The following is an 18,968-nucleotide window of genomic DNA, read 5'->3' as shown; positions in this document are numbered from 1 at the left end:
ATTTCTCTCCTTCATAGAAAAGTATACTCAGACGGTTAGAAATAGCAATTTAATTGCCTCAAGTCGAAAAGGCCAGATAGCTCCTTTTATTGAGGTTACTATCTGGCCTATTTAGGTTATTCAGTCTGTGTCAGAAGGATCGTAAGTGTGGCTTAGATGCTTTCCAGTTCCTATTACAGACTATCTACGGATCTGTTTTACTTTAAGCATTTAAGACGAGACGGCTTGCGCCTCATAATTTTTGACCCAGTTCAGCAAAGACCGACTCACTCCAGTTGCCAAATAACTCAAGTCACCACTTTTTAATGCTTATCACTTTCAAGCAGCCGATTCAATCCGATTTTCTTTAAAACAATGACGAATTTACTGTTTTCGTTCTTGGAAACAACGACGCCTTCCATCATCTGCATGAATGTCGCATTGACGGATCCGCCGGCTAAAATGGCCAGTGACAGTTTCTGCAGTAAAGCCAGAAGGACCATAAAACTCCCCGTCAGTGTAAAGAAAGTCGAGTCTTCCGGCAGCTGATTAATAAAGAGCCGGTAACCGATTATTGCAATCAGTAGCGAAGCTGTAGAAAACAGCGCCCCGGGTATGACATTCCTGAATCGCTGCACGACATTTGGAACAAAATAGTATAAGAAACAGAATGTGAGAAAAGCGAGCGGCACAAACAGTGTCCACCTTCCGGCAGTTGTACCGGTCGAATGTTGTATAAAGAATACAACAAAAGCGATCCACATGGCAAAGGCAGTCGTCAGAAAGAAAGCCAGGACTCTCAACACGACAATGTTGTGTCTGTTCTTAACGCCATAAGCCCGGTTCAGCCCCATCAAAGTCGAAGCCATGGTCCAGCTTACTGTCCAGATGGTCGAAACAGTTGCGACCAGAAGGATTCCGACATTTGAGCTTTCATAAATCTGAATCATGTCCTGAATGATCTGTTCAGCTAGAGGTTGCGGTGCGATCCGGTAGACGAACCAGGCCAGACCCGTCAGTTCCTGCTGCAGCTGCTGAAGCCAGTTGATGATACCTACGATAAGAGGAAATGTAGTGAGCAGAACGTAGTATGTGACGAAGGCCGAGTGCTGCCAGATTTCTCCGCCTCTCACCCGGTTCGAGATGTCTTTGACCCAGTCTCCCTTGGGCAGACGGTCTAATATATTGTCGAGACGCATGTTACTAATTCCCTTCTTTGTTTGTTACTCGATATGTAAGGTTGAAATTTCAATCTAAGCTTTAATGTTTTCGAAATAATTCCAGTATGAACTTCCTCGACAAGCTTACCAGAATATAACCAATTGTGCCATATACAATGTCGGGACAGATATGTAAGCCGAAAACTAGAGGGTATTCTTTTATAAGTAGTGAAAATTTTGATATGCTCAGACTACCTACAACGATATAATCCTTTTATTTATTAAAAGTTGCTAAACACAATGACTCTCATACCATTGAAAACTAAGGAGACTGATTCTGTTGACTGATACATCATTCAAATTTTTATTCGTAAATTTACCGTACAGCGGGCATATCAATCCAACGACTCAGTTGGTTCAGTACTTGACTGGGGCTGGTCATACTGTTGATTATATAGTCGATTCATCTTTCAAGGACCTCATTATAGAATCCGGTGCCAGACATATTCCTTATGATGACTATGATCCAGAGTGGTCAGAGCCTCACCGGTATGCCAAGGCGTTCGAACAGGCTTATAAGACGGCTGAACGAGTGGGTAAATCAGGCAATTATGACTGTCTGATTTTTGAAGCTTACTTTATATTCGGGTACAAGCTGTCCAAAGAGCTGGATCTTCCGACTGTCCGGCTGTTTTCTACTTTTGCCTTCAATCATGATGTACTCGATACAATCAAAGAAACTGGCGGGCCACAGTTAGCTTTCATGGATGACAAGAACCCTTTATATAAACTGCTCGTCAAGTACTTTGAAGACAAGAAAGATATGATGGTCACTACTGATGTCTTTGATGAAATGGCTGAAGGGATTCAGGATCTGAATATTGTGTACACCTCCAAGTCCTTTCAGCCTCGATCAGAAGACTTTCCTGATGACTACTTCCTGTTTGTCGGTCCGGCTATCGATGATGATCAGTCTGACGATACCCCAGACATGCCTTACGATGAAATGGATCAGCCGATCATTTACGTCGCAATGGGCTCCATGCTTCCACGTTTTGCGAAAAAAATCTATCAGAACTGCATCGATGCGTTCACAGATTCAGATTCGTCGCTTATCCTGTCAGTTGGTTATGACTTTGAGGAGTCGGATTTTGATCATGTTTCAGAGAACATTTATATTTACTCAAAAGTCCCGCAAGTCGATGTCCTGAAGCATACGGACGCTTTCATTACTCACGGCGGAATGAATTCTGTGAATGAAGGTCTGTACTTCGGTGTGCCAATGGTCGTCCATCCGTTTCTGAATGATCAGCCACTGATAGCCGAGCAGCTTAAGGAACTGAATACGGCTAAAGAAATGAACTTGAGAAAATCGGAGCCGGATGAGATTCGAGAAACGGTTTTGAACCTGCTTGATGACGAGGACTTGCTGCAGGCAGCCGCTGATCAAAAAGAAACTATGCAGGCACTGGGTGGGAACGAAAAGGCAGGCAAAGCCATTCTGGACATGCTGAGGAAGCATTCTAAATAAGTTATTGCTAAAGTCTAGTTCAGTGCAGATTTATGTGCTGAACTAGACTTTTCTGTCTATAGAGTTGAGATTATAACTTGAGCAGACTGCTGAACTGGAGTCAATTATAGATTAGTCGAGTTTATTTTTGTAAGAGTTTTTGAACTCAATCTATTTTCAAAATAGTGGAGTTCAGGAAGCTCAGTACTATTCTAACTCTATTGTATTGATACTTTTACTGGTGCTGTTATAATGAGAGCTATTCATCACTCCCCATTCAATCGGTCCAGAGCATTATGAAGAAAACTGTCCATCCGCTTGATCAGCAGTGCTTCAGTGAGATCCGTCCTTTCATACGCCAGCCAACCTCCGTAAACTTCAGGCTTATCTTCTGTAAAGACATTGCCCAGCATTTCGAAGTCCCAGTATGGTGGATACGCAAGATCAGGATCTTTTTTCCTGTATGCCTTCAAAAAGTCATCCGCCGCATCCTGACCGTACAGCATAGCCAGATTCCACCGGCAGTGACCGATATCGACTTGTTTCGGTCCCATACAGGCGTTCGGCCAGTCAACTACTGCAGAAACTTTGCTGTTAATGAACAGCACATTTGTCGGATGAAAGTCTCTGTGTATGAAGGCAGGCGTCGTTTCTGGGACAGGTGTATGCGCAAGATAATTCATCATCTTCTGCCAGTTCTTGGGAACTGCCGACCACGTCGCCTGTACAGGAATGATCGGGTCAAAATAACGGAAATAGCTGGATAAACACGTGATATCTGTAGCCTGATGGATAAGGAATAATGCCTCAGCCAGTTCATCTATCCAGTCTTCAGTATAGCTTCTATTTAAAATGACCTCCCCTTCTACTTTTGACATCAGTAGACTTGGCCATGTCGTTTGCCTTGCGGTAGAATCGGACGCAATTAGACTTGGAGTCGATACGGACAGCTTTTCAGCTAGAGTTAAATTTTCCGCTTCCTTATATGCGATGTCCGGTTCCATTTTCAGCCACTCTCGATCGGTATATTCTCTAAGGACCATTTCCTTAACGACTCCATCACTCAATTTGACAGTCAGAAGAGTCAGATCAGATGACATGCCTCCCTTGAGTGTCTCGCGTTCTAAAACGTCCCCGTCAATAGACGCTTCAATCCATTGTATTGTCTGTTTACTGGTCTGATGCATCGGTCATCCTCCGTATCGACTGTTTTTATTTAAAAAGGACCGCCATTCTGCGGAATGGCGAACATTATTGCTCTTTTAAAGATCTTTATTCACGACGAATTATTACTTGAACCATCTGGTATAGTCATTTTGATGTGCCGAATGGTTCATATATTGATTTATGGACCATTCGTCTTCGTTATTAATGGGCGAATGGTCCATATTTATATATATTGTACATTCGGCAAGAAGATTTTCTGTCGAATGGTTCAAATCCTGAGATATGGTCCATTCCCGTTCTATAAACTTATGAAAAAGAGCACATGCCTGCTTTTTTCGGACACATCGTCCTCCAGTCGCAGCACATGTGCTCGTTATTTTTCAGCTGTCACACGGATCTGGCCTCTTTCGTTGCCTCCGTCAGGCAAACCGACATTAGTACCCTGTCTGCCAGTCGTATTCCATATGCTTAGCTGTGTGTGCAGCAGTTTCTTTGCCATAAAGGACGGCTACTACATGCAAAGCCATTTCTATGCCGGCTGAAATACCGGCTGAGGTGATTAGATGGCCTTCGTCTACGAACTTGACTTCACGTTTGACGTCGACTGATGGATACGCCTTTTCCATACGGTCCAGTGCCGTCCAGTGAGTCGTAGCCCGCTTTCCCTCAAGCAGTCCCGCCTCAGCCAGGATGAATGATCCAGTACAGACCGACGTCATCTTCTCGACGACTGCATCCTGAGCATTCACCCAGTCAACCACTACGTCATTCTTGCTTTCAACTTCCCTGGCTCCGTATCCACCGGGAACCACCAGTACATCCAGTTCAGGATGGTTGCCGAAATGATAATCCGGTTCGACTTTCAGACCGTTTCTGGCGCGAATCATCTCTCCAGTTTCGGAAATTGTTACTACTTTGAAGCCTTTGACTGCCTGCTCGTCTTCTGTAACAGAAAAGACTTCATAAGGTCCGGCAAAATCCAGGACTTCCACATCATTAAACAGTAATATCCCTACAGTATATGTGCTCATCTCACTCATCCTTCAGTATAAAGGCTTTAAGAAGCAGGCACACTCCAGACACGATACTGATTATACCGGCAATTCCAAGGAATTCCTGTTTTGTCGGCATACGGTATTCCACACTGAAATCCACTTCATGTTCGCCTTTTTGATAATGAAACGTTTTTCTGGCCATACTGATCACCTCCTCTTAATTGGAAGCTTATTCGCCTTGCTGTTTAGTTAATATCTGAGGCCCTTCTTTGGTGATGGCAATCGTATGTTCATATTGACAGCTCAATCCACCGTCTTGTGTACGTGCGGTCCATCCATTGTCATCCATTTTAGAGCGCCATGTGCCTGTATTTACCATCGGCTCGATCGTGATGACCAGTCCTTCTTTCAGACGCGACCCTTTCCCAGCTTCACCGTAATGTGGAACACTTGGTTTTTCGTGAAGAGTCGGTCCAATTCCATGTCCGATAAATTCACGAACGACAGAAAAGCCTTCCGCTTCAACGTAGGTCTGGATCGCATGACCGATGTCACCAATGCGATTCCCCAACTGAGCCGCTTCAATGCCTTTATAAAGAGCCTCTTTCGTGACATCCATCAGTTTCTGAATCTCATCAGTGGGTTCACCCACGCTGTAACTCCAGCATGAATCTGCCAGAGACCCATTAAGATTGATTACCATATCGACTTTAATCAAGTCGCCCTGTTTCAGCTGCTCTTCTCTCGGGAATCCGTGACAAATTTCATCATTCACGCTGACACATGTTGAATATTCATAACCCTGATAGCCTTTCTGCTCAGGGGTCGCACCGTGTTGCTTCATTAATTTCTCTACGTATTCTTCAATATCCATACCTGTAATGCCTGGTTTGATAAAATCGCGCAGTGATTCATGGATAGCTGCAAGGACGTCCCCTGCTTTATCCATCGCTTCTATTTCTCTAGGTGATTTCAAGATGATCACGACTTCATTCTCCTATTCTTTACTAGTATCTCTATTAGTATAGCGAAAAAATACTAGTTACAAAACCTTTTTTCGGTAAATCAGTGTCCGTCTATCAAACTAAGTAGTTACAATTTATTAAAAATGATAAAAGAAAAAGCCTGCCGATCAGCAGGCTTACATTACTCTGTTTTCTTCAGTCAATAAATTCGAACTCGAAACCTTGAGTCGCGAAGAATTCTACGACAGCGTCTCGTCTAGTTGTGTTCCCTGGGATGACCATAATGAGATCGTCTGTCGTGCGGTATTCCTGTAACAGTGGGATCACACTTGAATCCACGCCGACCGGGTTGTCATAGTGATCCGGCTGATAGTAGTCATCATCATCCAATCCTGACAGTCGGAATTCCTGCATGGTGTCGTATTCGGAATATTCTTCGAATGAAAAGTCATCCATTAATATAACATCATACTCTCCGGCTGTGAATTGTGCTGTAAATCGTTCAGCCATCTGCCCGTGAGGTGTAAATGAAGCATAAGCTGTTTCGTTTGCTCCTTCAGGTTCCAGCAGACGATTCAGTTCCTGTGACAGCGGTTCTTCTTCATCAAAATCTACTTCAGGTGCCAGAACAGTAAGATGAAAATATGTTATCGGACGGTTGATCCAGTCAACCAGCAGATAGCCGCTGACAAGGAGTGCAAACAGGCCAAGTATCACATGCCACTTGTAATAGCCCCAGAGGTAACTGAATTTTTCTTTATTTGACTCTTCGGATTGAAGAATTTCTCTTACTTTAGTTTTTGCCATAAGTTTATCGTCCTCTTTACTCTCTGCATTTATTGCTCTTACTATTTTAGCATAGGCAAAAAGCGTATTCAATCCGGGAAGAAAGTATGACTATTTTAAGACCATTTTCACTCGACTCCAAAGTTCGCCAGATTACTGATTATTGTCTGTGTCTGGGACGAAAACGGTCATGTGATGTTTTTTCACTTCCAGGTCAATAGGCAGCGAATCGCCCTCATCCCCATCTACGTTAGTGACAATTTCCTTCTCAAACCCTTCTTTCAGCCTGATCGATCCTTTAGTGAATTTACGGTACAAGACATTTTCGTCGTCCGTTACCTTACCTGCAAAGATCTTCGGCACCAGATTGACCTTTTCAGCTATCGTGTCGCCTTTGACTACAGCCAAATGAAGATACCCATCATCCACATCAGCTTCTGGGATCATTGTTGTAATGCCGGCCACAGAGTTGGTCACTGCAACCAATACGAGAAAAGATTCTTCTTCAAGCTGCTCCCCGTCCACTTCAAATTGGAACGGATAAACCTCTTTTTCATTGATCGCCTTAACCCCTTCAATGACATAGGCTAGAGGACCCAGTTTAGTTTTCTTCTCGATTGGTACTTCATGTACGGCATCCGGGATGGAGCCAATAGCGACAATGTCAACAAAGTACTGGTCGTTAATTTTACCGACATCGATCACCCGTTTTGTCCGCTCTGTCAGCTTTTCTACCGCTTTTTTTGGATTCATAGGAATATCCAGAACTCTTCCTAAATCGTTGACCGTACCAAGTGGGATGAATCCAAATGGTGGACGGTAGTCTTCAGGCGCGATGCCATTCACACACTCGTTGACTGTGCCGTCTCCGCCTAATGCGTAAATAGCATCCACTTCTTCTCGGCAGGCCTCTCTGGCGAACCGGGTCGCATCACCTTCTCCTTCTGTCCATCTCAATTCTACTTCACTGTACATTTTTTCCAGTTCTCTTTTAACTTCTGGGCCATATTCTTCTCCCTCTTCCTTACCAGAGGTTGGGTTGACGATTACCACTGCTTTTGTCACTAAACTCTACTCCTTCTCAACAGGCTTTTTTTATAAGTATTTGCTCCTATCAGTTTACTTGAATAAATGAAAATAGTCGAAAAAACAGCCTTGATTGCCGAGGCACAGTAATAGGCTCTACTGTAGGCATCTAAGACAATCAAGACTGCTTATAACTTCAATTCTTTATTTACAGTTCTTTTCCATTGGTTTCGATCACTTTCTTATACCAGAAATAACTGTCTTTTTTATATCGTTTCAGTTCCTTTTCATCCAGCTCTTCTCTATCGACATAGACAAAACCATACCGCTTCTGATAGCCGTTCAACCAGCTCAGCAGGTCAGTATAGCTCCATGTGCAGTAACCCAAGACGTTGACCCCATCAGTGATGGCTTCCTGTATCGTCTGAACATGTTTTCTAAGGAAATCGATACGGTAGTCGTCATGTATGGACCCGTCTTCTTCCAGATCGTCGTATGCGCCTAGTCCATTTTCCGTAATCAGAATCGGCAGGTTGTAGCGGCTGTCGATCCGTCTCAAAGCGATTCTCAAGCCCACAGGATCGATATCCCAGTCCCAGTCAGTCTGTTCGACATAGGGGTTGTCTGCAGATTTGAATACGCCAGGCAAGCCGCTAGCTTCACTGCTACCTTTTTTACCCGATGTATTCATTTTGCCAGCCGAAACACCGTCAAGAGGGTTATGCTCGACAGTTGCAGTCTGATAATAGTTCAGTCCCATGAAGTCAGGCTTGGCCGATTTAAGAAGATCCATATCGCCTTCTTCAATTGCAGGTACCAACCCTTTTTTCTCCAGATATTTCCAGACAGTCTTTGGATATTCTCCGAACACATAAACGTCCATCCACCAGTGAGCGCTGAAGGCTTCATTGTTTTCAGCTGCCAGCTGATTCAACGGATGACTGTCGAGCGCGTAAGTTGGTCCATAAGCAAAGCTTGGACCGATCTTTCCATTTATTTCAAGCTCTCTGAAGCGTCTGATAACAGATGCGTTAGCAAGATTAGCAATATGGTTGGCCTGGTACATGCGTTTCTCATCAACAACGTTAGGTGGATGAGCGGCCATGCGGTACCCTAGCATAATAAAAATGTTCTGCTCATTCAGACTGACCCAGTATTTGACTTTGTTGTTGTAGCGCTGGAACAGAATATCCGCATATCGGGTAAAGTCTTCGATGACCTGCCTGCTTTCCCAGCCGCCGTATTTATCCTGCAGCGCTTGAGGGATATCCCAGTGATACAGTGTCAGAACAGGTTCGATGCCATGAGCCAGCAGTTCATCGATCAGTTTATCGTAAAACTCAAGTCCTTTTTCATTCACTTCACCGTCGCCGTCCGGTATGATCCGGCTCCAAGCGACAGAAAAACGGTAAGCCTTAAGGCCCTGTTCAGCCATAAGCGCCACATCTTCTTTGTACCTGTGGTAATGGTCTACTGCTACATCACCAGTCGTTCCTTTAAATGTCTTACCAGGAATCTGTACAAAGCGGTCCCAGACCGACTCCCCTTTGCCATCTTCTTTCGCTGCCCCTTCTACCTGATAGGCAGCTGAAGCTGATCCCCAGAGAAAATTATCCGGAAATGCATCCAGTGTTTGATGTTCCATTTTCTCACTCCTTGTTTAATGTGTATTCTCTTTCAGTATAACGGATTCATAGCAAAGTACCACCTATTTTACTGAAATTATCCTAGATAATAGGTGTGTGTGAAAAGTTGGCGTAAGAGCTTACATTATCACGTACAATATAGTCCGTATTTTCATAAAGTTTCTATTATTTTATTAAATACTTTGTGAAGGAATGAATTATTGAAACTCTCTCGATTTCATGGTATGCTTTTTTAGAAATAGGTTGCAGGGTAACCACGTAGAAAGGATGATGGTCATGCCCAAAGTTATGATCGTATATGCCAGTCTGACTGGGAATACTGAAGAGTGTGCGGAAATACTGGAAGAGGCTTTTCAGGAACTGGGAGCTGAAGTAGAAGTTGTGGAAAGCGTCTTTGCTGATCCTGAAGACTTTACTGATGCTGATATTGCAGTAGTTGGTACATACACCTACGGGACAGATGCTGATTTGCCCGATGAAATAGTGGACTTTTATGAAGAACTAGAAGAAGTCGATTTAACTGGTAAAATTTTTGGATCGTTTGGATCGGGTGACACGTTTTATGAAAAGTACTGTAAATCAGTGGATGATTTTGACGAGCAGTTTGAAAAAACCGGCGCTTTAAAGGGTGCGGAGAATGTCAAAGTCAACTTGAACCCTGAAGAAGAAGATAGTGAAAACCTTAAGGCTTTTGCCCAGAAACTGATTGATGCTTACAACAATCTTTAAACTTATGCTCTGTCCACAGGATTTGTCACTTTATTTATAAGTGGCTGCTCCTGAACGACGGAGTTTTTTATATGAGTTTGTGCAAAAGCGATTTCATTGGCACTCTTTTCTATGTTTATGTATACTTTTTATTAGATACTAAACATTAAGAAAGTAGGAATGGACATGTCATTAACTGATACGTATGAAATGAATAATGGGCTTAAGATACCTGTTATGGGATTCGGGACCTGGCAGGCAAGTGATGAAGATGCCAAGCAGTCCGTCTTATGGGCGCTTGAAGCTGGCTACCGACACATTGATACAGCAGCTGCTTATAAAAACGAAGAAGCAGTTGGCGAAGCGCTTAAAGAAAGTGGTGTACCGAGAGAAGAGATTTTCCTGGCAACAAAACTCTGGAACCGCAAGCACGGCTACGAGAAAACAAAAGAAGCCATTGAAAATTCTCTTAGCAGACTCGATACAGACTATATCGATCTCTACCTGATTCATTGGCCGAATCCCATTTATTCACGTGATAACTGGCAGGAAGACAATGCGGGCAGCTGGAAAGCGATGGAAGAAGCAGTCGAAGCTGGCAAGATCAAGACTTTAGGTGTATCTAACTTCAGAGCTCACCATCTTGATGCCCTGCTGGAAACAGCTGAAATCAAGCCTGCAGTTAACCAGATTATGCTGAACCCGAGTGACATGCAACCAGAAGTTGTTAAATACAACAAGGAACATGGCATTGTATCAGAAGCGTACAGTCCACTTGGCACAGGTAAAATCTTCGATGTCGAAGAGTTGAAAGAATTAGCGGAGAAATATGATAAATCGATTGCTCAGCTGGTATTGAAGTGGAGTCTGCAGCATGGCTTCCTCCCTCTTCCCAAGACAGTGACGAAAGAACGCGTATGGGAAAATGCGGATATATTCGACTTTGAAATCAGTACAGAAGATATGGCGGTCATCGATGGGCTTAAAGGTCGTGCAGGTACTGCCACTGATCCGGATACAATTGAATTTTAAACTTGATAACAAATAAAGAATTGGCCCTTCAGAAAAGAAGATTTCTGAAGGGCCAATTTATTTAATTCACTTGTTCAGGAAGACTCTGACTCCAGACTTCAACAGAACTATCAACGATATGATTAATTTTCTCAATTAACTCTTCGTCCGGCAATTCGTATTTGCCTTGTGCAGTTAATATTGCAAAGCCATGGACTGCAGGCCAGAGAATATCAAGAAGCTGATCTTTTTCTTCTCTGCTTCGACCTTGAGCTTTTCCATGTCGATCCAGGACAAGATGAAGCTGTTCATAAATATATTCATGCAATGTGGAAGCATTGACTTCTCTTCCCATAAATAATGCAGCAAAGAGACACCCTTCATTTCTCGAGAATAGTATGTAATTTTTACACACATCACGGATCTGCAGCTGCTCATCTTCCAGCTTGAATATACGCTCATCCATTTTATCTTGAACATAAGCAGTCAAGTTGACTTTTAAATCATCCATATTCTTAAATTCTTTATAAATCGGCTGAGTGGAAGCGTTTAAGCATTCTGCAATTTTTCTTGCAGTAAATCGGTCAAATTCTTCTTCACGCATTAATTCCAAAGCAGCATCCAGTATGTGGTGCTTTAAAATTCTTCTTTTTCGAGGCATTGTCTTTCTCTCCTTGTGTCTGTTGATCAATGTATATACTTTGCTAACCTTAATCTTTACTAGTATAACATAATTAACTTGTCCATAAAAGACGTTCTTTAAACAGTCTATATTCTGCTTTCGATTATAGTTAATTACTTAACTGAGTTGCTAGTCCATTTGCAGCAAACTAAATGAAAATCATATTAAACTATGATGGCTCTTCTTTTAGATTGTGACAATCTGTCATCTATGCTAAGATTACTAAGGTGAATAAAATTTAGGAGGAATAATTATGGTCTTACCAAATTTTGAAGAAAATCTAAAAAAATATGCTGACTTACTCGTTTCCACTGGAGTTAACGTGTCAGAAGGTCACACTGTCGTATTAAGTGTTGACGTTGATCAGGCGCCTTTAGCACGTCTGATTACTGAAGCAGCCTACGAAAGAGGCGCAAAGGAAGTCATCGTTAAATGGACAGATGATGTCGTGACACGCTCCACTTTCAAACATGCATCTAAAGAGGTCGTATCGACTGTGCCTCAGTATAAAGTGGATGAATCTCTCGATCATATTGAGAAAGGCGCCAGCCGAATCAGCGTTCGTTCATCTAATCCTGATGCACTTAAAGGTCTGGACAGCGACAAGATTGCTGCTGCTCAAGCTGCGAATGGCCGTGCTTTTTCTGCAATGCGTAAAGCAACTCAGTCAAATAAAGTCAGCTGGGTCGTTGCTGCGGCTTCCGGTGAAAAATGGGCTGAAAAAGTTTTCCCTGAACTGGAAACATCTGAAGAACGTGTTGACGCTTTGTGGGATGCAATCTTCAAAGCAATTCATTTATATGATGAAGATCCAGTTGCTACTTGGACTGAAAAAGACAAGACTTTGGAATCTAAAGCTGACGAATTGAACAAAGAGCAATTTGTTGCTTTACATTACACTGCACCAGGAACAGATCTAACAGTCGGACTTCCGAAAGGTCACCGCTGGGAGGGCGCTGGAAGCCTGAACGTCCGTGGCGAGCGCTTCATGGCTAATATGCCTACTGAAGAAGTCTTCGCTGCACCTGATGCAAACCGTGTTGACGGTGTCGTTGTTTCAACAAAACCGTTGAGCTATGCCGGAACGATTATCGAAGGCATGACCTTCCACTTCAAAGACGGAAAAGTTGAGAGCGTAACTGCTGATCAAGGCGAAGATGTCATCAAGAAACTGATCGAAACCGATGAAGGTGCTGCTCGCTTAGGAGAAGTCGCACTCGTACCAGACGCCTCTCCTATTTCTCAATCAGGACTGACTTTCTTCAATACTTTATTCGATGAAAATGCTTCGAACCACCTGGCTTTAGGTTCTGCTTATGCCTTCAACCTTGAAGGTGGAACCGAAATGTCTGAAGAAGAACTGAAAGAAGCTGGCCTGAACCGTTCAGACGTTCACGTCGACTTCATGATCGGATCAAACGAAATGGATATTGACGGGATCCGTGAAGACGGTACTCGTGTCCCAGTATTCCGTAAAGGTGCCTGGGCTTAATATAATAGATGTTGAAACTCACTTGCCCGGCAAGTGAGTTTTTTCTTTTTTATGGCTTTGTTTGATTAAAATGGGTCTTCAATGGTGCATATATTGATTTATGATCTTCTTGAAGGTAGAATGTGCCATATCTATTTTTATGGTACATTCATTTCCAAAAAATTGAGGCGAATATACCTTATCTGATTATATGGCACATTCGCCCCCTATTTTATCTACAAAATGAGTTATGTAGATAATGTGTGCCTTTTCTTGTTCCGGATTCAGTATAGTTGGTTGCCAGCACTCTCTGAATTGTCCGTTTCGGAAATAGAGCCCCACACCAGTCATAGATGACTGCGGTGGTTAGCTTTTGTTCCGGAAAAAGTAAGACATAGGCCTGTACTTCTTCTGATATGATACGCGTATTAAAAGCTGAGAAGCCGCAAGAAGGACAATAGACTGTCCGCCTATTTTTTATTTTCAAGTTCAGTCTGCACTGTGGACACAAGGCCTCTTTTTTTAATTCTTCAAAAGTATATTCAGGTACCTGAATATACCGATCTTCAGTTAAGTGAAGATAAAGGAGCTTGTCCCCCAGTTCTTTTTGTGCTGAAGTGAACGGCTCTGAAAATCTGTTCAACTGGCTGATGTGCCTCTCGATTTGCTGCGGCAATAGAATGTCGGGGTGTTCTGTCTTTTGATAGAGTATAAACGAGTCATTGACGAAGACAAGTTTCCCGTTAAGAGGTATATATACTCCAATCTTATCCAGCAGAATATTCAAAAGTGTACAGGTCCTGTTAAATTGAGTCAATGGATTCATTATGACTCGTTTATACGGGTGTGTTTTGAGTTCATTATCGTGAAAGCTATATTCTCCCTGGAAATTCTTTATTTCATATACAAGGAGGTTATTCCTAGTAATGACAAGCGTATCGATTTGAAAGATCTGACGATTTGCCTCTAGTCGTAAATCCTGAATAATTAGACTGTCTTTACTCAGACGCTCAAGAATCTCGTCAAATTTCCTCTCACCTTCAAATCCTTTTTGTAAATACTCCCTATAATCTGCATCTTCCTGACTTAGTCCTTTTCTTTGCTTTAACTGGTTCAGCATTCTGAGCTGAACAGGTTCCGTTCTTGTTTTTATAATGATGGGTATCCTCTCCTTTGTTAGTTTCTACTATATATATTGTCAAAAGATAGAAATAGTAACTAAATTAGAGGGAAAATAGTTGAATAATGATTTAATCTAGATTGGTTAATGGGTCATATTCAAGTTTATGGAACATTGTGGCCATTTTTTAAGAGAGGAATACACCATTTATTTTAATATGGCATAATCGAGCAGATAAACTATAGATGAATGTGCCATATCCAGTTATATGACCCATTCGATCTCTTATTTCAATCCTTCCGATGCATTTTGAAAGTATCATAAGGGTGAAATTCTACTTAATCGGATACTCAATGGTTCATATACTGATTTATGAACCATTGAGGCATTCTCCGGATCAACGAATGTACCATAAATGTTTTTATGGTACATTCGTTGCCAATAAAATAAGGCGAATGTGCCATATCTGGTTATATGACCCATTCGCCTCTCTCACTATATTATATTTTCATACTCATCAGCTGTTCACCGTTGGCCGGATCGGTTTTGTCGAGCCACTGGAATCCTACTTTTTCGTAGAACCCGATTGCAACATGGTTATCTGGAGTCACGCTTAGAACGATTTCTGATACGTCCCAATTTTCAGAGATATACTCGACGATCACACGCATTACTTCTGTCCCAAGCCCTTCTCCTTGCACATCATAACTCAGCATCAGCCGGTCGAGCCAGATGTATCTTTCTTCTAAGTTGTACGCTCCGATCATGGCAAAGCCGACCAGATCATCTCCTGAGTAGATCCCATATGGATGCCAGTCCAGACTCGTGTCATAAGCAGCTTCGAGCAGTGACTGGGCATTCGACTCGATGTGAACAGTCTGTTCGTCCGACACCTTCAATTCTGTTACTTCACGCCAGTTTGCCTCACTGACTTTTACTAAGCTGATCATTCCACTTAACCTTTGTCGTGTTCTGAAGTCAGGTCAAGTGCCCACGGAAGAGCTTCAAGCATCGATTTGCTCCAGAAGTCCCAGTTGTGTTCGCCGGGTGCTTCCATGTAATCGTGAGCGAGTCCCTGATCCTTCAGCCATGTATGCAGCGCACGATTCTCTTCGATCAGAAAGTCTTCAGTTCCGCATGCCATGAACAGCTCCGGTTTGTTGGCACACCCTTCGATCAGTTTATAGATGTCCAAATCGTCAGTGACTGCGCTATAGCTCTTGCTGCCAAGGAGGTGCCAGACACGTTTATTGATCGGATTGTCTTCTGACAAGTCATGGAAAGGGTCGTCTTTCTGGAAAACCCGACTCGACAAGGCAATGACTTTACTGAAAACATCTGGATACGCATAGCCATTCCTCAATGCGCCGTAGCCTCCCATCGACAAGCCTCCGATGAAGGTGTCCTCTCTTTTTTCAGAAAGCGGAAAGAGTCGCCGTGTTTCGCGGATCAGCTCTTCTCCGATGAATTTTCCATAATTGTCTTCGCTGGGATGATCCACATAAAAGCTGTTCTCGCCAGAAGGCATGATGACGGCAATGTTGTATTCCGTCGCCCATTTGACGATTCGTGTATTCTGCACCCAGTCTTCGTGGTTCCCGTCCCATCCGTGAAGCAGATACAATGTCTTCAGAGGGCCTTCCGTTTCCTCGATCGGTTCCGGGTCATACAAGGATTTTGTCGAAGATGGAATCACTGCAGTAAACGACACTTTTCGCATCAGTTCACGGGACTGGAATGTTGCGGTCAATGTAGCCATATGTCACTCTCCTAATGATCAGGCGTCACTTGCTGCCTGTCTGAATTATTTGTCGTCAGAAACTTCTTCGCCGTTCAGAATGACTTTGTAACTCAAGTCTGCTTTCAGTGAGTTAGCGACTGAACAGTACTTCTCGTCACTCAGCTTGACTGCACGCCATACGCGGCTGGCTGGAACATCTCCATCAACATGGACGGTCACTTCGATCGCTGTGAAGAATTTAGGTGCTGTGTCGTTTCTTTCGCCGTCAGTATCGATTTCCATTCGACTGATTTTGTCCTGATATGGCTTCAAAATCATGTACATGTCGATCCCCATGCATCCTGCGAGTCCGCCTAAGACGGTTTCCATTGGTGACGCACCTGTTCCGTCTCCTCCAGCTTCCTTGCGCGCATCCATTCTGACCTGGTTCCCATCTGGATTAGTCATCGTGAAGGCCAGATTGCCTTCCCACTTCGTTGAAACTTTCATCTTATCCACTCCATTTCATCTATTCTTTACTTATTAAAGGATAGCACATTTACTTGTAAAAATGCACAGGCAAAAAGTGCTTTCCTACATAGTCATTTAGCAAAAAATATTCATAGCACATACTAGACCAGTCTCACTTTATATTCCAGTCGTTCAGATAGGTAATCAATTTAGATCTTTCTTCGTCATCGCCACGCTAGGAGATGTACCCGTCCGGTCTTATCAGATAAAGGTGGTCCTTTTCAAACCCGGCATCTCTGGCTTTGTCGGTCCATCTCCGTTTTACTGGCCTGATACGGCTAGGAATTCGAGTTACTTCACCCTCAAGTGGGTCATTGAAATAATGCAGCTGCCACCCCGCCTCTCTCGTAAATTCCAGTGGCTCCCCATCGACATAAGGAAGACGTTCTCCGCTTTTCAGTTTAGTTTCACTAGGCGTGTTTAAGGGAGTCTCTTCATATGAAATATATAGTTGAGACAAGATTTTGAATAAAGCTTTCTGAAGCAAACCGCTCCTAGACCCCACTCTTGTCACTAAAGGTATACCTACCATTCTGGTCAACTGACTGATTAAAGACTGGGAAGCTATTGTTTTAAAGGCGCGATCCGTAAGAGAGACAGTCGATTCCGCCAGTGCCTTTCGTTCAGCCTCATATGTGTCCAGAATTTTCTCATTAGTCTGATGTATAATAACTTCAGCCAACTTCCAGCCCAAATTGACTGCATCTCCAATCCCAAGGTTCATGCCCTGTCCTCCTGCCGGGCTATGGACATGGGCGGCATCTCCAGCCAGAAAGAAAGCACCATCTTTAAAGTGGTCAGCCGTCCGTCGATGGACCCGGTAGTCTGAGAACCAGTTCTTTTCTGTAATAGAAACACAATGAGCCTCTTCAATGTATGGTCTGAGGCTTTCAAAACTGAAGTCTTTCTTCTCAGTCAGATCAGGAGGATACATACCAATGACTCGGGTAGTCTCTTTATCTCTTAGAGGAAAAAACAGAGCAAAATGATCCCCTTTGAAGGAAAATGAGATCGATCTATCATGGAGCAGGTCTCCTTCCACGGTTGCATCAAGAACATAAAAAGCCTCCTCGTATGTTTCTCCAGTGAATTTGATATGTCGATCCTTTCTGACTTGACTGGAAGCCCCATCACAACCGATGACATAACGATAAATTCCCTTAGATGACTGGCCGCTCTGATTCAAATTGACTTCAACCCCATCCCCCGTCTCTTCTGCCGTTTCATATCTTGTACTCCAAAACACATCATGACCCATGTTTTTCAGCTGCTCAACAAGAAGCTGTTCATGCTTATCCTGGGGAAAAGTCACTACATTTGGATAAATACACTGCCCGCTTCCAATGCGTTTTAATGGAATGGTAGCCTGTCTTCGATTATTCAAATAGTAATGAACGGCGTGTGGCTGTATCCCTAGACTAAGAATTTTTTGATCCAGTTCGTATTTCTGATAACTTTCCAGTACTTTCGGCACGACCAGCATGGCTCTTGATGACTCCCCAGGACCTGACTTCTGATCGATCAGTTTGAACGGGACATTGTAATAAGCCAGTTCCATAGCCAGAACAAGTCCGGTCGGTCCAGCACCTACGATCAGTACCTCTTTTTCTGACATACAAGTTCACTCCTTTCAGAATGAAAACAGTACCATCTCTTATAGTTTCAGTGTATATGAGCACTCTCCTGTTGACAACTAATACAGCAGCTCCGATACCTAATCTTTAATACAATTACTCGCTCTATCTATTTAAAGTCCCAATGTAAATGAAAATGAGAGTATTGAGTGTATCGCCAGACTGTTGTATAATGAAAGTTAGGCGCATGACACTACTTGCATAGGAGTACGGTGGAATGATTGTGCCATAAAGTTCCTGTACATATCTACCATCTGACCCTATAGCTCAGCAGGATAGAGCAACAGTTTCCTAAACTGTAGGTCGGGAGTTCGAATCTCTCTAGGGTCGTTTATTTTCGAATTATTGGAATCAATAACTTTGTAATGGAAATTTATAACTATTTCTGCTCGGTATATTATAAAAATTTAAACTTAAAGAGAAAGTCCTTTCTAACTTTTATAGAAAAGGCTATTTTTTGTAAATAAAAAGAATGGAACTTAATCCATTCTTTAATCAAAAGTATAGTGTTCTTGATTGTGGGTAAAAAAGGGTTATACAATAAATGACGTTGGTGAGATTAACTCACTAACGTCATTTTTTTAGATATTAGAAAACAAGTGAGTTCTCCTGTAGAATAATAGTCGACGAAAACATCACCTAAGGAGGAACTCACTTGCCTACTTCAAATGATATGCAAAAAGTGCTCGATATTCAAGATAAAAATCTCATATTTAAAGATGATTGTGTCACCTACGGTGTTTTGAAAGGGCGAAAAGTTAAATATATCGATTGTACTCTAAGCTATACACCAGCCGAATGCGAGAAGTGTCACGCTCCGAACAATGATTACAGTATCTATAAAAATGGGACACAGT

General features: G+C 42.8%; 18 protein-coding genes, 1 tRNA gene and 1 pseudogene. 6 read left to right on the top strand and 14 right to left on the bottom strand.

The annotated features are described in order from the left end of the window. Nucleotides 1-302: 302 nt before the first annotated feature. Nucleotides 303-1,178: a YihY/virulence factor BrkB family protein gene (locus tag BMX79_RS10870; RefSeq protein WP_091482563.1), complete on the bottom strand. Its 876-nt coding sequence runs from the start codon at nucleotides 1,176-1,178 to the stop codon at nucleotides 303-305. 301 nt (nucleotides 1,179-1,479) lie between these two features. Here BMX79_RS10870 and BMX79_RS10865 point away from each other — a divergent pair, with 301 nt between their 5' ends. Next, nucleotides 1,480-2,670 (top strand): nucleotide disphospho-sugar-binding domain-containing protein, encoded by a 1,191-nt coding sequence (locus BMX79_RS10865; protein ID WP_170231044.1) that lies wholly within the window; start codon nucleotides 1,480-1,482, stop codon nucleotides 2,668-2,670. Nucleotides 2,671-2,915: 245 nt separating this feature from the next. Here BMX79_RS10865 and BMX79_RS10860 read toward each other — a convergent pair whose 3' ends face one another. The 7 genes from BMX79_RS10860 to BMX79_RS10835 form a co-directional block, all read right to left on the bottom strand. Beyond that, nucleotides 2,916-3,836 carry a phosphotransferase family protein gene (locus BMX79_RS10860; RefSeq protein ID WP_091482558.1) on the bottom strand — a complete coding sequence of 307 codons (921 nt, stop codon included), beginning with the start codon at nucleotides 3,834-3,836 and terminating at the stop codon, nucleotides 2,916-2,918. A 414-nt stretch (nucleotides 3,837-4,250) separates the two neighbouring features. After that, nucleotides 4,251-4,847: a DJ-1/PfpI family protein gene (locus BMX79_RS10855; protein ID WP_091482556.1), complete on the bottom strand. Its 597-nt coding sequence runs from the start codon at nucleotides 4,845-4,847 to the stop codon at nucleotides 4,251-4,253. A gap of 1 nt (nucleotide 4,848) precedes the next feature. Next, nucleotides 4,849-5,013: a hypothetical protein gene (locus BMX79_RS12550; protein WP_170231045.1), complete on the bottom strand. Its 165-nt coding sequence runs from the start codon at nucleotides 5,011-5,013 to the stop codon at nucleotides 4,849-4,851. A gap of 27 nt (nucleotides 5,014-5,040) precedes the next feature. Continuing rightward, nucleotides 5,041-5,796 carry a type I methionyl aminopeptidase gene (map, locus tag BMX79_RS10850; protein ID WP_091482554.1) on the bottom strand — a complete coding sequence of 252 codons (756 nt, stop codon included), beginning with the start codon at nucleotides 5,794-5,796 and terminating at the stop codon, nucleotides 5,041-5,043. Between the two features lie 175 nt (nucleotides 5,797-5,971). Further along, nucleotides 5,972-6,583: a hypothetical protein gene (locus BMX79_RS10845; RefSeq protein WP_091482552.1), complete on the bottom strand. Its 612-nt coding sequence runs from the start codon at nucleotides 6,581-6,583 to the stop codon at nucleotides 5,972-5,974. A gap of 132 nt (nucleotides 6,584-6,715) precedes the next feature. Continuing rightward, on the bottom strand, nucleotides 6,716-7,627 hold the full coding sequence (locus tag BMX79_RS10840; protein ID WP_091482550.1) for a diacylglycerol/lipid kinase family protein: 912 nt from the start codon (nucleotides 7,625-7,627) through the stop codon (nucleotides 6,716-6,718). A 169-nt stretch (nucleotides 7,628-7,796) separates the two neighbouring features. Further along, nucleotides 7,797-9,233 carry a glycoside hydrolase family 1 protein gene (locus BMX79_RS10835; RefSeq protein WP_091482548.1) on the bottom strand — a complete coding sequence of 479 codons (1,437 nt, stop codon included), beginning with the start codon at nucleotides 9,231-9,233 and terminating at the stop codon, nucleotides 7,797-7,799. Between the two features lie 277 nt (nucleotides 9,234-9,510). Between BMX79_RS10835 and BMX79_RS10830 the strand changes: the two genes are divergently transcribed. Then, nucleotides 9,511-9,963, top strand: a complete 453-nt coding sequence (locus BMX79_RS10830) for a flavodoxin (protein ID WP_091482546.1) — start codon at nucleotides 9,511-9,513, stop codon at nucleotides 9,961-9,963. Between the two features lie 165 nt (nucleotides 9,964-10,128). Further along, nucleotides 10,129-10,974: an aldo/keto reductase gene (locus BMX79_RS10825; RefSeq protein ID WP_091482665.1), complete on the top strand. Its 846-nt coding sequence runs from the start codon at nucleotides 10,129-10,131 to the stop codon at nucleotides 10,972-10,974. Nucleotides 10,975-11,035: 61 nt separating this feature from the next. Here the strand turns inward: BMX79_RS10825 and BMX79_RS10820 are convergent, their stop codons facing one another. Continuing rightward, nucleotides 11,036-11,614, bottom strand: coding sequence for a TetR/AcrR family transcriptional regulator (locus tag BMX79_RS10820; RefSeq protein ID WP_091482544.1), 579 nt, complete (start codon nucleotides 11,612-11,614; stop codon nucleotides 11,036-11,038). A 274-nt stretch (nucleotides 11,615-11,888) separates the two neighbouring features. Here BMX79_RS10820 and BMX79_RS10815 point away from each other — a divergent pair, with 274 nt between their 5' ends. Then, nucleotides 11,889-13,127 carry an aminopeptidase gene (locus BMX79_RS10815; RefSeq protein WP_091482542.1) on the top strand — a complete coding sequence of 413 codons (1,239 nt, stop codon included), beginning with the start codon at nucleotides 11,889-11,891 and terminating at the stop codon, nucleotides 13,125-13,127. Nucleotides 13,128-13,338: 211 nt separating this feature from the next. On the opposite strand, the gene BMX79_RS10810 is transcribed toward BMX79_RS10815, so the two are convergent. The 5 genes from BMX79_RS10810 to BMX79_RS10790 form a co-directional block, all read right to left on the bottom strand. After that, complete coding sequence (locus BMX79_RS10810; RefSeq protein WP_091482540.1) at nucleotides 13,339-14,226, bottom strand: nuclease-related domain-containing protein; 888 nt, start codon at nucleotides 14,224-14,226, stop codon at nucleotides 13,339-13,341. Nucleotides 14,227-14,726: 500 nt separating this feature from the next. Further along, the gene (locus BMX79_RS10805; RefSeq protein ID WP_091482538.1) at nucleotides 14,727-15,176 is read right to left on the bottom strand and encodes a GNAT family N-acetyltransferase; all 450 of its coding nucleotides are present in this window, start codon (nucleotides 15,174-15,176) and stop codon (nucleotides 14,727-14,729) included. Between the two features lie 5 nt (nucleotides 15,177-15,181). Next, nucleotides 15,182-15,985 carry an alpha/beta hydrolase gene (locus BMX79_RS10800; protein WP_091482536.1) on the bottom strand — a complete coding sequence of 268 codons (804 nt, stop codon included), beginning with the start codon at nucleotides 15,983-15,985 and terminating at the stop codon, nucleotides 15,182-15,184. Between the two features lie 45 nt (nucleotides 15,986-16,030). Further along, a complete protein-coding gene (locus BMX79_RS10795; protein ID WP_091482534.1) occupies nucleotides 16,031-16,456 on the bottom strand; it encodes an OsmC family protein in 426 nt (141 codons plus the stop codon). A 196-nt stretch (nucleotides 16,457-16,652) separates the two neighbouring features. Next, nucleotides 16,653-18,092, bottom strand: coding sequence for an FAD-dependent monooxygenase (locus BMX79_RS10790; RefSeq protein ID WP_091482532.1), 1,440 nt, complete (start codon nucleotides 18,090-18,092; stop codon nucleotides 16,653-16,655). Between the two features lie 275 nt (nucleotides 18,093-18,367). Here BMX79_RS10790 and BMX79_RS10785 point away from each other — a divergent pair. Together BMX79_RS10785 and BMX79_RS12605 are read left to right on the top strand one after the other, a co-directional pair. After that, nucleotides 18,368-18,441 (top strand) — tRNA-Arg (locus tag BMX79_RS10785). Nucleotides 18,442-18,766: 325 nt separating this feature from the next. Beyond that, nucleotides 18,767-18,968: pseudogene (locus BMX79_RS12605) on the top strand (ISL3 family transposase); the annotation flags it as partial.

The sequence above is a fragment of the Alkalibacterium pelagium genome (assembly GCF_900109325.1).
GTDB classification, from domain to species: Bacteria; Bacillota; Bacilli; order Lactobacillales; family Carnobacteriaceae_A; genus Alkalibacterium; species Alkalibacterium pelagium.
Note: the sequence above shows the minus strand (reverse complement) of the source record. Positions and strands in the feature narration are given on the sequence as shown.

Coding starts and splice junctions, on each gene's coding strand:
- BMX79_RS10870 (WP_091482563.1), bottom strand. CDS start 1,178: ATGCGTCTCGACAATATATTAGACCGTCTGCCCAAGGGAGACTGGGTC.
- BMX79_RS10860 (WP_091482558.1), bottom strand. CDS start 3,836: ATGCATCAGACCAGTAAACAGACAATACAATGGATTGAAGCGTCTATT.
- BMX79_RS10855 (WP_091482556.1), bottom strand. CDS start 4,847: ATGAGCACATATACTGTAGGGATATTACTGTTTAATGATGTGGAAGTC.
- BMX79_RS12550 (WP_170231045.1), bottom strand. CDS start 5,013: ATGGCCAGAAAAACGTTTCATTATCAAAAAGGCGAACATGAAGTGGAT.
- BMX79_RS10845 (WP_091482552.1), bottom strand. CDS start 6,583: ATGGCAAAAACTAAAGTAAGAGAAATTCTTCAATCCGAAGAGTCAAAT.
- BMX79_RS10835 (WP_091482548.1), bottom strand. CDS start 9,233: ATGGAACATCAAACACTGGATGCATTTCCGGATAATTTTCTCTGGGGA.
- BMX79_RS10830 (WP_091482546.1), top strand. CDS start 9,511: ATGCCCAAAGTTATGATCGTATATGCCAGTCTGACTGGGAATACTGAA.
- BMX79_RS10825 (WP_091482665.1), top strand. CDS start 10,129: ATGTCATTAACTGATACGTATGAAATGAATAATGGGCTTAAGATACCT.
- BMX79_RS10820 (WP_091482544.1), bottom strand. CDS start 11,614: ATGCCTCGAAAAAGAAGAATTTTAAAGCACCACATACTGGATGCTGCT.
- BMX79_RS10815 (WP_091482542.1), top strand. CDS start 11,889: ATGGTCTTACCAAATTTTGAAGAAAATCTAAAAAAATATGCTGACTTA.
- BMX79_RS10810 (WP_091482540.1), bottom strand. CDS start 14,226: ATGCTGAACCAGTTAAAGCAAAGAAAAGGACTAAGTCAGGAAGATGCA.
- BMX79_RS10805 (WP_091482538.1), bottom strand. CDS start 15,176: ATGATCAGCTTAGTAAAAGTCAGTGAGGCAAACTGGCGTGAAGTAACA.
- BMX79_RS10800 (WP_091482536.1), bottom strand. CDS start 15,985: ATGGCTACATTGACCGCAACATTCCAGTCCCGTGAACTGATGCGAAAA.
- BMX79_RS10795 (WP_091482534.1), bottom strand. CDS start 16,456: ATGAAAGTTTCAACGAAGTGGGAAGGCAATCTGGCCTTCACGATGACT.
- BMX79_RS10790 (WP_091482532.1), bottom strand. CDS start 18,092: ATGTCAGAAAAAGAGGTACTGATCGTAGGTGCTGGACCGACCGGACTT.